Origin of the sequence: Thauera sp. WB-2 (assembly GCF_027594845.1) — a bacterium.
Lineage (GTDB): Bacteria > Pseudomonadota > Gammaproteobacteria > Burkholderiales > Rhodocyclaceae > Thauera > Thauera mechernichensis.
In genome coordinates this window covers 879829-894162 of record NZ_CP088935.1, presented here as the reverse complement: position 1 = coordinate 894162, position 14334 = coordinate 879829, and the positions used below count along the sequence as shown (strand labels likewise).

The following is a 14334-nucleotide window of genomic DNA, read 5'->3' as shown; positions in this document are numbered from 1 at the left end:
CTTCCGATCCGCCACGTCGCCTTCAACCCCTCGCGGCTGGCGCCGCTCCTACGACGACCCCACGCGCAGCTGTTCGCTGTAGGAGCGGCGCGAGCCACGAGCCTTTTCGGGCGCTTCCGATCCGCCACGCCGCCTTCAACCCCTCGCGGCTGGCGCCGCTCCTACGACGACCCCACGCGCAGCTGTTCGCTGTAGGAGCGGCGCCAGCCGCGAGCTTTTCGTCGGAGGGCCCTTTACTGCAGCAGGTTGCGCGGCGAGCCGGCGACGAAGTGCTCGATGTTGTCGATGAGCTGGTCGGCCAAAGCCTGCTGGGCCTCGTCCGAGGCCCAGGCCACATGCGGCGTCAGGATGACGTTGGGGCGCGCGGCGATGCGCATCATCGGGCTGTCGGCCGCCGGCGGCTCGCCGTCGGCGACGTCGAAGCCCGCGCCGGCGATCAGGCCTTCGTCGAGCGCCTGTACCAGCGCGGCCTCGTCCACCAGGCCGCCGCGCCCGGTGTTGATGATGAGCGGACGCCGCACCATGGCGCGGAACTCGGGCATCGCGATCATGCCGCGCGTCTGCGGCGTGAGCGGGCAATGCAGGGTAATGATGTCGCTGGTCGCCAGCATTTCATCCCAGGGCGTGTACAGGCTGCCGGCACCGGTCCTGCCCTTGCGTGCTGCGAACAGCGGCACCATGCCGAAGGCGCGCGCGATGTCGGCCACGCGCTGGCCCAGCACGCCTTCGCCGATGATGCCCAGGCGGGCGCCGCGCAGGTCGTGGATGGCATGGTTGAAGAAGCAGAACTGGCCCGAGCGCTGCCACTCGCCCGCGAGCACGTCGTCGCGGTAGGCGACCAGGTTGCGGCGCAGCGCCAGCATCAGCGCGAAGGTGTGCTCGGGGACGGTATTGACCGCATAGCCGCGGATGTTCGCCACCGCAATGCCACGCTGCTGACAGTAGGCCTTGTCGACACAATCGGTGCCGGTGGCGGCGACCGCGATCAGGCGCAGCGCAGGCAGTTGCGCCAGCACTGCGGCGGACAGCGGCACCTTGTTGGTAATGGCGATGCTGGCGCCGGCCAGGCGCTCGACGATCTGATCGGGCGCGGTCCTGTCGTAGACGACCAGCTCGTGCGCGAACGCGGGGCTGCGCAGGCGGATCTGCGGCGCGATGGTCTCGCGGTCGAGGAAGACGATCTTGTGCATGTGGACTCTTGTCTCCAGGGGGTCAGAGGTAGCGCTTTGCTTCGGCAACGATGTTAGCCGGGGTGATGCCGAAGTGTGCGTAGAGCTGCTCGTAAGGGCCGGACGCACCGAAGCCAGCCATACCTACAAAGCCGCCGCGCGGCCCCAGCCAGGCATCCCAGCCGAAGCGCATCGCCGCCTCGACGCCGACGCGCACGCAGCCCTCGCCCAGCACGGCACTGCGGTAGCCTGCATCCTGGGCCTCGAAGAGCTCCCAGCACGGCATCGACACCACCGCGGTAGGGATACCCTCGGCCTGCAGCAGCCGGCGCGCCTCGACCGCCAACTGCACCTCGGATCCGGTTGCGAGCAGGGTCACGGCACGCGCGCCGCCTTCGGCTTCGGCCAGCACATAGGCGCCGCGGCGCGACCGGTTGTCCGCGCTGTGCGTGGTGCGCAGCGTGGGCAACGCCTGGCGGGCGAAGATCAGGCTGGCCGGCGTGCGCCGGAGCTCCAGCGCGACCTCCCAGCATTCGGCCGCCTCCACGGCGTCGGCCGGGCGCATCACCAGCATGTTGGGCATGGCACGCAGCGAGGCGAGGATTTCCACTGGCTGGTGAGTGGGGCCGTTCTTGCCGACGCCGATCGAGTCGTGGCTGAACACGAACTTGACCGGCAGGCCCATCAGCGCCGCCATGCGCATGGCCGGGCGTTCGTAGTCGGAGAAGGCAAGATAGGTGACCGCAAGTGGGATGGCGCCGCCGTGCGCGGCGATACCGTTGGCCATCGCACCCATCAGGTGCTCGCGCACGCCGCAGTGCACGTACGCGCCGCCGCGGTCCTCGGCGGTGAAGGCGGCAAGGCCGCGCTTGTGGGAGGTGGGGGCCTCCAGGTCGGCGCAGCCGACGATGCGCTCGGGCAGCACGCCCACCAGCAGGTCGTTGATCTCGGCCGAGGCGAAGATGCCTGGCTTGGGCTCGGTATCGGCAGCGGCCTTGCGGCGGTAATCGGTCAGTACCTCGCGCCAGCCGGTGGGCAGTTCGCCGGCCTGCACGCGCTCGAACTCGGCGCGCTCGGCAGCCGGCAGTGCGGCCAGGCGCGCCTGCCAGGCACGGTAGTCGGCAGCGCTGCGGCGGCCTGCGGCACGCCAGGCACCAAGGATGTCGGCCGGGATCTCGAACGGCGCGTGCGGCCAGCCCAGCAGCTCACGCGTGGCCTGTGCGTCCTCGGGGTACAGGCGCGCGCTGTGGCCGGCACGCTGGCCCTGCACGCGCGGGATGCCGCGGCCGATCACGGTGCGGCAGGCGATCAGCGAGGGGCGCGGATCCTGCTTGGCCAGCGTGATCGCGGCCGACACGGCATCGATGTCGTGGCCATCGACTTCGACCACGTGCCAGTCGGCAACGCGGAAGCGCGCCGCCACATCCTCGCTGATCGACAAGTCGGTGCTGCCATCGTCGGTAATCTTGTTGTCGTCCCAGAACAGGATCAGCTTGCCGAGCTTCAGATGGCCGGCGAGCGAGATCATCTCCTGACCGAGGCCTTCCTGCAGGCAACCGTCGCCAACGAAGGCCCAGGTGCAGTGGTCGACCAGGCCGGCGCCGAAGCGCGCATTCAGATAGGCCTCGGCTACCGCCATGCCGAAGGCGTTGGCAATGCCCTGGCCGAGCGGACCCGTGGTGACCTCGATGCCGCAGGCGGGCTCGAACTCGGGGTGACCGGCGCAATGCGAGCCCAGCTCGCGGAAGGACTTGACCTGTTCGAGGCTGATCTTGTCGTAGCCGGTGAGGTGCAGCAGCGCGTACAACAGCATCGAGCCATGGCCGTTCGACAGCACGAAGCGGTCACGGTCGGGCCAGGTGGGATCGGCCGGGTTGAACTTGAGGTGACGGGTGAACAGCGCGGTGGCGATCTCCGCCATGCCCAGCGGCACGCCCTGATGGCCCTCGGCGGCGTGGACGATGGTATCGAGCGACAGAAAGCGGATGGCATTGGCGAGTTGGCGAGGTTCTACGGCATGCATGGCAAGGGTTCTCCCTTGCCTCCCCCTGTGAGGGGGAGGCAATAGCGGGGTGGTTACGGAGGCGGGGTGGGCTGGCGGGGCGCTACGCCGCGCGCGGGATCAGTAAAGCGTGAAGGCGGGCACGAAGGAGATCAGTAACAACACCGTGATCGCGACCAGGTAGAAGGGCCACAGCTCACGCACCACGGCCCCCACCTTCTGACGCGAGATGGCGGCAGAGATGAACAGCGTGGTCCCGACCGGCGGGGTGAACAGGCCGATGCTCAGGTTCACCGCCATCATGATGCCGAGCTGCACGAGGTCGAGACCGATCGCATTGCCGATGGCGACGAAGGTCGGCCCCAGAAGCAGGATCGCAGCCGGCAGATCGAGAAACATGCCTACCGTGACCATGATGAGGTTGAGCATCAGGATCACCATCCACGGCGACTTCAGCGTCTCGACGGTCCATTCGGCCACGGCGGTCGGCACCGCCTCGACGGTCAGCACGAACCCCACCAGGTTGGACGCCGCGATCACCAGCATCACCACGCCGGTCGTGACGGCGGTGTGCACCAGCGCGTCGTAGAGCCGCTTGAAGCTCAGGTCGCGATACACCAGGGCGCTCACCATCAGGCCGTAGAACACCGCCAGCACGCTCACCTCGGTGGGTGTGGCGATCCCGGCCCGCAGCAGGATGACGATGAAAGCCGGCATCGCCAGCGCCGGTGCGGCAGACACCGTGGCACGCAGCACGCCCTTCCAGGTCACCCCCTCGGCTAGGCGCTTGAAGCCGCGCAGGCGTCCCGAGAAGTAGCACACCAGCATGAAACCGCCGCACAGCATCAGCCCGGGAAGAATGCCGGCAAGAAAGAGCGCGGCGATCGACTGGTTGGACACGGCTGCATACAGGATGAGCGGAATCGAAGGCGGGATGAGGCCGGCGATGACCGACGACGACGCCGTGGCCGCCGCGGCAAAGGCCGGGGGATAGCCTTCGCGCTTCTGCCACGGGATGAGCATCGAACCCAGCGCCGAGGCTTCGGCCACGGCCGAGCCCGACACCCCGCCGAACACCGTCGAACCCACCACCGTCACCTGCCCCAGCCCGCCATGGAAGCGGCCGACCAGCTTGGTGGCGAAGTCGATCAGGCGCTTGCCCAGCGTGCCGCCCATCATCAGGTTGCCCGACAGCATGAAGAAGGGAATGGCCAGCAGCGGAAAGCTCTGCGTGGGCTGGAAGATTTTCACCACCGCGGCCACGCTCGGCATGCCGCCGGCAGTCACCGCGGCCAGGCCGGAGCTGATCACCAGCGCGTAACCGACCGGCAGGGCCAGCACCAGCAGCGCGCTGAATACAAGAAGCATCACGACAGTCATACGTCCTCCTCGATGTGGTGGGCGCGGACGGAGAACGGATCGTTCGCGATCAGCAGCCGGACCAAGGTGCTCAGCGCCGTGATGCCGAGGCCGACGAAGCCGACGATCATCGCCATGTAGGCCCAGCGGGCCGAGATACCGGTCACCGGGTACACCTCGCTGCCGGTGATCTCGATGACATCGAGGCCGACCCAGGCAAGATAGAAGAAGGCCGCGGCGACAAGCACCTGATGGCCGACCATCAGCATGCGGTTGGCAGCGCGCCCGAGCCAGCCGTGGATGGCGGTGACGGCAATGTGCTGGCCACGCTGGGCGGCGAGCACGATGCCGCCCATGACCAGCCAGGGGAACAGGATGTTGGGCATCTCGGTCGGCCAGCCCATGCCCTGGTTGGTGAAGTAGCGGACGATCACTTCGGCCATCAGGGATACGAACATGACGACCAGAGCACTGATCGCGACCGCCACACCGGCGGCCACGATCGCAGCGTCCACCCACTTCACCACCCGGGCCGGGACACTGCTCGAGGTCGCGGCGGGGGAAGTGGCGTGGGTCGACATCTTTACTTACCCGCTTCCGAGACGATCAGCTTGACCAGGTCGGGGAACTGCGCCGCCCACTTGTCGTAGACCGGCTGGGTCTTGGCGACGAAGGGCGCCTGGTCGACCTCGTTGATCTGCACGCCGGCTGCTGCCAGCTTCTCGCGCAACTCGGTATCGGCTGCCAGCGACAGCTCGCGGTTCAGTTTGCCGGCCTCGACGGCAGCCTCCTTGATCGCCTGCTGGTCGGCCTTGGACAGTCCGGCCCAGATCATCCGGCTGGCCAGCACCGGCGTGGTCTCGTACTTGTGGCCGGTGAGCGAGATGTACTTCTGCACCTCATGGAGCTTGGACGCGTAGACGTTCATCAACGGGTTCTCCTGGCCGTCGAATACGCCCTGCTGCAGCGCGATGTACAGCTCGGAGAAGGCCAGCGGGCCGGGGTTGGCGCCGAGCGCCCTGAAGATGTCCAGGGTCATCGTGTCGGGCGGCGTACGCAGCTTGATGCCCTGCAGGTCGTCCGGCGTGGTGATGGGGCGCTTGTTGTTGCTGGTGTGGCGGATGCCGTTATCCCACAACGCGAGGAGCACCAGGCCCTTGCCGTTGGCAGCCTCGTCGAGCTTGGCGCCGACCGGGCCATCGACCACGCGGTAGGCGTGGTTGAGGTCGCGGAACAGGAAGGGCAGTCCGATCAGGTTGAATTCCGGCACCACGCCCGCAGTGGCCCCCTGCGAATTGGCGCTGAAAGCCAGTGTACCCAGACGCATGTTGGTGATCGACTCGACGTCGTCGCCGAACTGCGCGCTGCCGCCCACCTCGACCTTCACCCGGCCGGCGGTCTTGGTCTCGACCAGCTCGGCGAACTTGAGCGCTGCTTCGGAGCGCGGGTTGCCCGGCGCCGCGCCATGCGCCATACGCAGCACCTGTTGCGCCCAGCTGGTGGAAGCGCCCATGGCCAGGGTGGCGACGAGTGCGATCAGGGTCTTCTTCATCATGGTGGTCTCCTTCTCTTGCCTTGTGTGGACCGGGCTGCGGTGGCGGCACCCGGCTGCTGCAGCGATGCGAAAGCGGGCCCGGCCGGCGCCGGGCCGAGGGGGTCAGCCGTGGATCAGCATGCCGCCGTTCACGTCCAGGGTGATGCCGGTGCAGTACTTGGACAGGTCGCTCGCCAGGAAGACGATGCAACCGCCCACATCGCTGGGCTCGCCGATACGGCCCAGCGGGATGCCGTCGAGAATCGCCGCGCGCTTGTCCTCGGGGATCTTGCCCTTGTTGATGTCGGTGGCGATCAGGCCCGGAGTGATGCAGTTGACGCGGATGTTGTCGGCGCCGAACTCGCGCGCCATGGCCTTGGCCAGGCCGAGCACGCCCGCCTTGGCGGCCGAATAGTGCGGACCGCCGAGGATACCGCCACCGCGCTGTGCCGACACCGACGAAATGCACACGATCGAGCCGCTCTTCTGCACCTGCATGGTCGGGATGACCGCCTGCGACATGAACAGCGTGCCGCGCAGACTGACGTCGAGCACGGCATCGTAGTCGGCCGAGGTGATGTCGAGCGTCTTGCGCGGCTGGGTGATGCCGGCGTTGTTTACCAGCACGTCGATACGGCCCAGGCGCTTGACGATTTCGGCGGCGGCCGCATCGCAGGCCGCCTTGTCGGTGACGTTGGCCACCAGGCCGATGTGCTGCGGACCGAGTTCGGCTGCAGCCGCCGCCGGGTTGGCCTGCTCTAGGTCGAGCAGGGCGATGCGCGCACCTTGCGCGGCCAGCATGCGGGCAGTGGCGAAGCCCAGGCCGTTGAGGCCGGCGCCGCCGGTGATGACGGCAACCTTGCCGTCAAGAAGAAGGGAGTGGGACATGGACGGATCCTGTTCAGAGCGGCGCCCTTGAGGGCGCCCGGTTTCGAGGGAGGGAGCGAGGGGGGAAGAAAGGAAGCGATCGTTCAGCCGATCCAGCGCTTGATCGTGGCCGACATCGCCTCGGTGGAGATACCGTAGCGGTCGTGCAGCGTGGGCAGCGCGCCGGCATCGAGGAAGGCGTCGGGCAGCGCGATCTGGCGGAACTGCGGCGTCACGCCTGCGGTCAGCAGCGCTGTCGCGACCGCCTCGCCCAGGCCGCCGACCGAGGTATGGTTCTCGGCCACCACCACCAGGCGGCCGGAGCGGCCGGCCTCGCGCAGGATGGTCGCGGTGTCGAGCGGCTTGATCGTCGGCACGTGCAGCACGCCGACGTCGACCTTGTCCGCCTCCAGCGCCTTGGCGACTTCCAGCGCACGCATGGTCAGAATGCCGGACGAGATCACCAGCACATCCCTGCCGTCGCGCAGCAGCTTGGCCTTGCCGAGCTCGAAGCTGTAGTCGTACTCGTCGAGCACCAATGGCACATTGCCGCGCAGCAGGCGCATATAGACCGGACCGTTGTGGGCAGCGATCTGGGGCACGGCCTGCTCGATGTCGAGGGCGTCGCAAGGGTCGATGATGGTCATGCCGGGAATGCCGCGCATCAGCGCGATGTCCTCGGTGGCCTGGTGGCTGGGGCCGTAGCCGGTGGTGAGGCCGGGCAGCGCGCAGCACATCTTGACGTTGAGGTTCTCCTCGGCGATCACCTGGTGCACGAAGTCGAAGGCGCGACGGGTGCCGAATACCGCGTACGTGGTGGCGAAGGGCACGAAGCCCTCCTTGGCCATGCCGCCCGCCGAGGCCATCAGCAGCTGCTCGGCCATGCCCATCTGGAAGAAGCGCTCGGGGCAGGCCTGGGCGAACAGGTGGAGGTCGGTGTACTTGGCGAGGTCGGCGGTAAGGCCGACGATGTCCCGGCGCTGCATGGCCAGTTCGACGAGGGCCTTGCCGAACGGGGCAGCCTTGACGCGCTGGCCCTCGGAGGCGATCGAGGCAATCATCGCCGAGGTTGTCAGGCGCGGCTTCTTGGCGGTGGTGGTACTCATCGTGCAGCTCCCTGGGCTTGGTCGAGGATGTCGATGGCCTGCTGCCATTCGGGCGGATCGACACGGATGAAGTGGTTCTTCTCGCGAGTCTCGAGGAAGGGCACCCCCTTGCCCATCAGGGTGTCGAAGAGGATCACCCGCGGCCTGGCTTCGGTCAGCCTGCGTGCGGTGTCGAAGGCGGCGATCACGGCAGCCAGGTCGTTGCCATCGACACGCTGCACATGCCAGCCGAAGGATGCCCACTTGTCGGCGAGGGGCTCGAAGCCCATCACCTTGGTCGAGGGGCCGTCGGCCTGTTGGTTGTTGATGTCGACCAGGCAGATCAGGTTGGAGAGGCCGTGATGGGCTGCACCCATCGCTGCTTCCCAGGTCGAACCCTCGTCGAGCTCGCCGTCCGACATCGAGTTGTATACAAAAGCGGGATTGCCCTTCAGGCGCAGGCCCAGCGCCATGCCTACAGCGATCGGCAGCCCCTGGCCAAGAGAACCACCCGACATCTCCATCCCCGGCGTGTAGGTCGCCATGCCCGACATCGGCAGCCGGCTGTCATCGCTGCCATAGGTCTCGAGCTCGTCCTCGGGGATGATCCTGGCCTCGATCAGCGCGGCGTAGAAGGCGATGGCGTAGTGACCATGCGACAGCAGGAAGCGATCACGGCCCTCCCACTCCGGGTCGTCGGCACGGAAGTTCATCGCATGGCAGTAGGCTGTCGCCAGCACGTCGGCGTAACCCAGCGCCTGGCCGACATAGCCCTGGCCCTGCACCTCGCCCATCCGCAACGCAAAGCGGCGGATGCGGTAGGCGCTTTCGGCGACCCGGGCGTAGTCCTCGGTAAGACTTGTTTGCACGCAGTTCTCCTTGACTTGAACCCGGCAACGCAGGGGCGCCAGGCAGATTCGTTTCGCTTGGCCAGAGACCCATCGCCCCGGCCCTGCCGGCAGCCGATGAAGGGCGTCCAGCGAGTGAGGGAAAGCTTATTCGCTTGATTTATCGGCCTCAAACGATTATTTATGGGCCTATAGATGAATTGATCTCATGTGAATGCCGCGATGCACAATCGAGTTTCCCTCAAGGCCATTCAGGCATTCGAGGCCGCCGCGCGGCTGTCCTCCTTCGCGCTTGCAGCAGACGAACTCTTCGTCACGCCGTCTGCAATCAGCCATCAGGTCAAGCAGCTGGAAGAGCAGTTCGGCGTTCAGCTCTTTCATCGCGTACATCGGGCGGTGGTGCTGACGGACGCCGGGCGGCGCTATGCCGAGGAGGTGTCGGCAGCTTTCTCGCGCATCGAGTTGGCAACGCGCGAACTGGGACGGACGGAAAAGATCGACATCCTGACGGTGCACTCCACCCCCAGCTTTGCCACCCAGTGGCTGATGCCGCGGCTGGCTCGCTTCAGCTCGCTGAACCCGGACGTCGACGTGCGGCTCAACGCATCGACCGACGCGGTCGACCTCGTCTCGGGAGCGGTCGACATCGACATCCGCTACGGCATGCGCCGCCTGCAGCCGGCAGGCACCATGGTGCTGAGCTTCCCCGCCGAGACCATCGTGCCGCTGTGTGCGCCCGCGCTGCTCGAGGGCGAACACCCCATCCGCAGCCCCGAGGACCTCGCTCTCCACACGCTGATCCATAGCGAGGTCTGCCTGGTGAGCTGGCGCGACTGGATGCGCCAGCACCGCAAAGTCAAGCTCGACATCTCACGCGGCCTGCGCTTTGACCGCTCGTTCATGGCCATCAGCGCTGCAGTGGACGGTTTGGGCGTGTGCCTGGAGAGCCTGCTGCTGGTGCAACGCGAACTGGAAACCGGCCGCCTCGTCGCACCCTTTGGCCTGGCTGGCCCCAAGGTGCAGGGCTACACCTTCAACCTGCTCAAGTCGCGCGCCGAGCTGCCCAAGATCCGCAGCTTCCAGGAATGGCTCTTCGATGAATTGGACGCCCCACGGCGCTGAAGCCTGCCAACGCCTTTCGGGGCTGCAGCGGAGACGCGCGCTCACCTCACGGGCAGAGGGTGCGCACCCCCAAGGCCACTACGCCGCCGGTGCCGCATGCCCGGCGCGCCGGACGGTCGCCAGCAGCAGCGCCGCCGCCACGAACAGGCCGCCGAAACTGCGGTTGAGCAGACGCTGCTGATGCGGCTCGCGCAGCAGGCGCAGCACGCGCGCAGCGAGGCCGGTATAGCCTGCCATGACGACCAGGTCGACCGTGATCATGGTGGCTGCGAGGATCAGGTATTGCGCCAGCAGCGGACGCGCCGGGTCGAGGAACTGCGGCAACACCGCGAGGATGAACACGATCGCCTTCGGATTGCTGGCATTGACGATGAAGCCTCTCATCACCAGCGGCCATGGCCGCCCATGAGCGGCATCGCCCGACTCGACCGCCACCGCCGCGGGCGGTGCCACCCACTGCTTCCAGCCCAGGTACACCAGATAGGCGACGCCGAACCACTTGATGACCGAGAAGGCAAGCTCGGACGCAGCCAGCACCGCCCCCAAACCAGTGGCGACAATGCCGATCTGGAGCACCAGCGCAAGCTGAAGCCCAAGGGCATTCCAGTAACCGCGGCGGAAACCGTAGTTCAGGCCGGAAGACATTGACGCCACCGCGCCCGCGCCAGGGCTGAGGCTGATGACCCAGCAGGCAACGAAGAAGGAGATCCAGGTATCGAGCAGCATCGGGAAGGTATCCAGGCAGTTGCAGCGCACACAAGCCGCCATGTTAATCCGCCTCTGCGCCGATGCATGACCCTGTGTGCGTTACAGGCAGATGAATCGCCACAGCCATGCGGCAACCAGGCCACGGCGCATGCGCCTGCCTGCCCCGGCGCCCACCGCAAGCCCCACAATGGCGCCTCGTGGAGAAAACGATGGAAACAGACTGGACAGAGGAGTTCTCCCGCTGCGCGGACCTGATCGCGCAGGCAGACGGCCTGCTGGTCACCGCTGGCGCGGGGCTGGGGGTCGACTCAGGCCTACCGGACTTTCGCGGCAGCGGCGGGTTGTGGCGCGCCTACCCGGCGCTTGGCCGCGCTCGCCTGCAGTTCGCCGAGATCGCAAACCCGGCCGCCTTCCGCACCCACCCACGGCTGGCCTGGGGCTTCTACGGCCACCGCTTGCGGCTATACCGACAAACCACACCAGGGCCCGCCTTCGGCATCCTGAAGTCGATCGCAAGCCAACTGCCTGCTGGCGCCCGCATCTTCACCAGCAACGTCGACGGCCACTTCCAGAAGGCGGGTTTCGACCCACGGCACATCGTCGAGTGCCACGGCTCGATTCATCACCTGCAATGCATGACAGGCTGCCGGGGCGAGGTGTGGCCGGCCGACGACTTCGAGCCCGAGGTTGACGAGGCAGCCTGCCTGCTCCTCAACGCGGCTCCCGTCTGCCCCTGGTGCACGAGCCTGGCGCGACCGAACATCCTGATGTTCGGCGACGCCGACTGGATCGACACCCGAACGCAGCACCAATACGCTCGCTACGCCAGCTGGCGCAGCTCACTCGACCGGCTGCTGGTGATCGAGATCGGCGCAGGCACGGCCGTGCCATCCGTACGCCTGTTCGGCGAACAACAGGGAACACCCCTCATCCGCATCAACCCCGACGATGCTTCGACCGCCGCCGACCGCGGCGTATCCCTGCCGATGAGCGGGATCGCCGCCCTGCGCGGAATCGAGGCCGCGCTGCGGACGCGGGGTTTCCTGGCGGACTGACCGCAACGCACCAGCCCCCGCCACAGCGTCACCGCGCCATCCGAGTACCGAAGACCCGCACCGCGCGGCGTGTCAGAACACCTTGGATTTCTTGAACAACGGCACGAGCTGCATGTCGGATTTCATCACATGGTCCACCAACCAGTGGCGCAGGAAGTTGGTGAGCTCCTGGCTTCGGTCGCGCAGTCCTTCCGGACCGACGGCTGGATCGTCGAGCAAGACCTCGATGCTGTTGACCAGCACATCAAGCTCGCGCAGCAGTTGGCGATGCGCCTGCCTGTGCTCGTCGAACTGGATGTAGCCCCAGGCGATCTGGATGCGCTCCTCGCGCTCGAAGTGCCCCGCCGCATACCGCCTGAGCTCCTCGAGCGCCATCTCGATATGCGGCCGGTTCTCGGGAAAGCGCAATACGAGCTCGACGGTGTTGATCAGCAGGATCAGATAACGATGGTCGGCGTCGATCTCGTCGTGGCCGATGGCCATTTGTGGACGCCAGAAGATGGGCATGATGCGTTGCCTTTGGATCGCATGAAGGGGCGCAGCAGCGGATGCAGGGATCCGAGTGCAGGGGCCGCATGATGACAGCCTCACGCCCAACCCGAAAGCGGCGAACAGGTAGCGCCCCCGCGGCTCGTGGCCCCCGCCCCCTCAACCACGGCGAAACACAAGACTGAAATTGTTGGCTGGCATGTCGATCACCTCGGCCAACCGAAACCCGCAGCGCAGGGCCTCGGACTCGACCGCCTCGAGGTCGCGCACGGCAAAGCGTGGATCGACGCTGCGCAGCCATCCGTCGAACTCGGCGTTGCTCGGCGCGGTGTGGGCGCCGCCGCGGCGATAGGGGCCATAGCAGTACACGACCCCGCCCGCAGGCAAGACCGCGGCAGCCGCGGCAAACAATGCGGGCGTGCTTTCCCAGGGCGAGTAATGCAGGACGTTGATCGCCACGACGGCGTCCGCGGCGTCGACTGGCCAGGGCATGGTGGCCAGGTCGAAGCACAGGGGTGGCAACAGGTTGGCCAGCGCACTGTGGCCTCGCCAGTCCGCGATCGACGCCAGGGCTGCAGGATCGGCCTCGCTCGGCTGCCAGCGCAGCGCGGGCAGATGGCGGGCGAAATGCACGGCGTGCTCGCCCGTGCCGCTGCCGAGTTCAAGCACCAGCCCCTCGGCCGGCAACACGCGTTGCAGCACGGCGAGGATGGGGTTGGCGTTGCGGGCCACTGAGGGTGAATACTGACGGCGGTCGAAGGTCGGCATGGGGCGCGGCGGGTCATGATGAGGGGAGCGCCGATTATCGCCCGCCCGGCACCTGCTGACAGATTCACTGACGCTGGCGCCAAGGCGGGGATAATGACGCACTTGCCTCCACTGTCCAGCTCCGCCATGACCTCGCCCACCAGACCCCTCGCCGGCCTCAAGGTCGTCGAACTCGGCTCCCTCATCGCCGGCCCCTTCGCCGCCCGCATCATGGGCGAGTTCGGCGCCGAGGTGATCAAGATCGAATCGCCCGACGGTGGCGACCCGCTGCGCAAATGGCGCAAGCTCTACGAGGGCACCTCGCTGTGGTGGTACCTGCAGTCGCGCAACAAGAAGTCCGTGACCGCCAACCTCAAGCACCCGGACGGGCTCGAAGTGGTGCGCCGACTGGTGGCCGAGGCCGACATCGTGGTCGAGAACTTCCGCCCTGGCGTACTCGAGAAGCTGGGCCTGGGCTGGGAAACGCTCTCGGCACTCAACCCCGGGCTGGTCATGTTGCGCCTGTCGGGCTTCGGCCAGAGTGGGCCGATGGCTCAGCAGCCGGGCTTCGGCGCGATCGGCGAGTCGATGGGCGGGCTGCGCTACGTCACCGGCTTCCCCGACCGCCCGCCGGTGAAGACGGGGATCTCGATCGGCGATTCGATCGCCGCGCTGTGGGGCGTGATCGGCACGCTGATGGCGCTGCGCCACAAGGAGATGAATGGCGGCAAGGGTCAGGTGGTGGACGTGGCGCTCTACGAGGCCGTGTTCGCGATGATGGAATCGCTGGTGCCCGAGTTCGACGTGTTCGGCTTCGTGCGCGAGCGCACCGGTAACATCATGCCGGGCATCACACCGTCCAACACCCACACCACGCGCGACGGCCGCCACATCACCATCGGCGCCAATGGCGACGCCATCTTCCGCCGTCTGATGCTGGCCATGGGCCGCAGCGACCTCGCCGACGACCCCACGCTTGCCGACAACGCCGGGCGCGACGCCCGCCGCGATGAACTCTATGCGCTCATCGACGCCTGGGTGGCAGGCCACGACGAGACCGACGCCCTCGCCGCCCTGGCCGCGGCCGAGGTGCCTGCTTCGCGCATCTTCTCGGTGGCCGACATGTTCGCCGACTCGCAATTCCTCGCCCGCGAGATGCTGCAGAGCGTCAAGCTGCCCGACGGCCGCGACTGCCGCATGCCCGGCGTGGTGCCCAAGCTGTCGGCGACACCCGGTCGCTGCGAGTGGGTCGGCCCTGCCCTCGGCGAGCACACCAACGCCGTGCTGCAGACCATCGGTTACGATGCGGCTGCGATCGCTGCGCTGCGGCGCGACGGCGCGATCTGAAC

At 67.2% G+C, this 14334-nt stretch carries 14 protein-coding genes; 3 read left to right on the top strand and 11 right to left on the bottom strand.

Annotated features, from left to right (window positions below; all coding sequences use genetic code 11):
• Positions 1–233: 233 nt before the first annotated feature.
• The 8 genes from LQF09_RS04045 to LQF09_RS04010 all read right to left on the bottom strand — a co-directional run bounded on the left by LQF09_RS04045 (position 234) and on the right by LQF09_RS04010 (position 8885).
• A complete protein-coding gene (locus LQF09_RS04045) occupies positions 234–1190 on the bottom strand; it encodes a D-2-hydroxyacid dehydrogenase (protein ID WP_002930512.1) in 957 nt (318 codons plus the stop codon).
• A gap of 22 nt (positions 1191–1212) precedes the next feature.
• Positions 1213–3192, bottom strand: coding sequence for a transketolase (gene tkt, locus LQF09_RS04040; RefSeq protein ID WP_002930509.1), 1980 nt, complete (start codon positions 3190–3192; stop codon positions 1213–1215).
• Positions 3193–3291: 99 nt separating this feature from the next.
• Positions 3292–4539, bottom strand: coding sequence for a TRAP transporter large permease (locus LQF09_RS04035; RefSeq protein WP_270069253.1), 1248 nt, complete (start codon positions 4537–4539; stop codon positions 3292–3294).
• 8 nt (positions 4540–4547) lie between these two features.
• Positions 4548–5111, bottom strand: a complete 564-nt coding sequence (locus LQF09_RS04030; RefSeq protein WP_232433279.1) for a TRAP transporter small permease — start codon at positions 5109–5111, stop codon at positions 4548–4550.
• A 2-nt stretch (positions 5112–5113) separates the two neighbouring features.
• Positions 5114–6085: a TRAP transporter substrate-binding protein gene (locus LQF09_RS04025; RefSeq protein ID WP_002930504.1), complete on the bottom strand. Its 972-nt coding sequence runs from the start codon at positions 6083–6085 to the stop codon at positions 5114–5116.
• Positions 6086–6187: 102 nt separating this feature from the next.
• Positions 6188–6952 (bottom strand): SDR family NAD(P)-dependent oxidoreductase, encoded by a 765-nt coding sequence (locus tag LQF09_RS04020; protein ID WP_270069252.1) that lies wholly within the window; start codon positions 6950–6952, stop codon positions 6188–6190.
• Between the two features lie 83 nt (positions 6953–7035).
• The gene (locus LQF09_RS04015) at positions 7036–8037 is read right to left on the bottom strand and encodes a transketolase family protein (protein WP_002930499.1); all 1002 of its coding nucleotides are present in this window, start codon (positions 8035–8037) and stop codon (positions 7036–7038) included.
• Complete coding sequence (locus tag LQF09_RS04010; protein ID WP_002930497.1) at positions 8034–8885, bottom strand: transketolase; 852 nt, start codon at positions 8883–8885, stop codon at positions 8034–8036. Before LQF09_RS04010 ends, LQF09_RS04015 begins: the two co-directional genes overlap by 4 nt.
• Positions 8886–9086: 201 nt before the next feature.
• On the opposite strand from LQF09_RS04010, the gene gcvA reads away from it, so the two are divergent.
• The gene (gene gcvA / locus LQF09_RS04005; RefSeq protein WP_232433278.1) at positions 9087–9986 is read left to right on the top strand and encodes a transcriptional regulator GcvA; all 900 of its coding nucleotides are present in this window, start codon (positions 9087–9089) and stop codon (positions 9984–9986) included.
• 78 nt (positions 9987–10064) lie between these two features.
• Here the strand turns inward: gcvA and LQF09_RS04000 are convergent, their stop codons facing one another.
• Positions 10065–10754: a LysE family transporter gene (locus LQF09_RS04000; RefSeq protein WP_270069251.1), complete on the bottom strand. Its 690-nt coding sequence runs from the start codon at positions 10752–10754 to the stop codon at positions 10065–10067.
• Positions 10755–10903: 149 nt separating this feature from the next.
• Between LQF09_RS04000 and LQF09_RS03995 the strand changes: the two genes are divergently transcribed.
• Complete coding sequence (locus LQF09_RS03995) at positions 10904–11749, top strand: SIR2 family NAD-dependent protein deacylase (RefSeq protein ID WP_270069250.1); 846 nt, start codon at positions 10904–10906, stop codon at positions 11747–11749.
• A 72-nt stretch (positions 11750–11821) separates the two neighbouring features.
• On the opposite strand, the gene LQF09_RS03990 is transcribed toward LQF09_RS03995, so the two are convergent.
• Together LQF09_RS03990 and LQF09_RS03985 are read right to left on the bottom strand one after the other, a co-directional pair.
• Positions 11822–12256, bottom strand: coding sequence for a bacteriohemerythrin (locus LQF09_RS03990; protein WP_232433277.1), 435 nt, complete (start codon positions 12254–12256; stop codon positions 11822–11824).
• A gap of 141 nt (positions 12257–12397) precedes the next feature.
• Positions 12398–13006: a DUF938 domain-containing protein gene (locus LQF09_RS03985; RefSeq protein WP_002930487.1), complete on the bottom strand. Its 609-nt coding sequence runs from the start codon at positions 13004–13006 to the stop codon at positions 12398–12400.
• A gap of 126 nt (positions 13007–13132) precedes the next feature.
• Between LQF09_RS03985 and LQF09_RS03980 the strand changes: the two genes are divergently transcribed.
• A complete protein-coding gene (locus tag LQF09_RS03980; protein ID WP_270069249.1) occupies positions 13133–14332 on the top strand; it encodes a CaiB/BaiF CoA transferase family protein in 1200 nt (399 codons plus the stop codon).
• Positions 14333–14334 lie beyond the last annotated feature (2 nt).

Bases quoted from the DNA above. Each gene is read 5' to 3' on its own strand.
- LQF09_RS04015 (WP_002930499.1), bottom strand. From the start codon at position 8,037: ATGAGTACCACCACCGCCAAGAAGCCGCGCCTGACAACCTCGGCGATG.
- LQF09_RS04035 (WP_270069253.1), bottom strand. From the start codon at position 4,539: ATGCTTCTTGTATTCAGCGCGCTGCTGGTGCTGGCCCTGCCGGTCGGT.
- LQF09_RS04030 (WP_232433279.1), bottom strand. From the start codon at position 5,111: ATGTCGACCCACGCCACTTCCCCCGCCGCGACCTCGAGCAGTGTCCCG.
- LQF09_RS03995 (WP_270069250.1), top strand. From the start codon at position 10,904: ATGGAAACAGACTGGACAGAGGAGTTCTCCCGCTGCGCGGACCTGATC.
- LQF09_RS04000 (WP_270069251.1), bottom strand. From the start codon at position 10,754: ATGGCGGCTTGTGTGCGCTGCAACTGCCTGGATACCTTCCCGATGCTG.
- LQF09_RS03990 (WP_232433277.1), bottom strand. From the start codon at position 12,256: ATGCCCATCTTCTGGCGTCCACAAATGGCCATCGGCCACGACGAGATC.
- gcvA (WP_232433278.1), top strand. From the start codon at position 9,087: ATGCACAATCGAGTTTCCCTCAAGGCCATTCAGGCATTCGAGGCCGCC.
- tkt (WP_002930509.1), bottom strand. From the start codon at position 3,192: ATGCATGCCGTAGAACCTCGCCAACTCGCCAATGCCATCCGCTTTCTG.
- LQF09_RS04020 (WP_270069252.1), bottom strand. From the start codon at position 6,952: ATGTCCCACTCCCTTCTTCTTGACGGCAAGGTTGCCGTCATCACCGGC.
- LQF09_RS04025 (WP_002930504.1), bottom strand. From the start codon at position 6,085: ATGATGAAGAAGACCCTGATCGCACTCGTCGCCACCCTGGCCATGGGC.
- LQF09_RS03980 (WP_270069249.1), top strand. From the start codon at position 13,133: ATGACCTCGCCCACCAGACCCCTCGCCGGCCTCAAGGTCGTCGAACTC.
- LQF09_RS04045 (WP_002930512.1), bottom strand. From the start codon at position 1,190: ATGCACAAGATCGTCTTCCTCGACCGCGAGACCATCGCGCCGCAGATC.
- LQF09_RS03985 (WP_002930487.1), bottom strand. From the start codon at position 13,006: ATGCCGACCTTCGACCGCCGTCAGTATTCACCCTCAGTGGCCCGCAAC.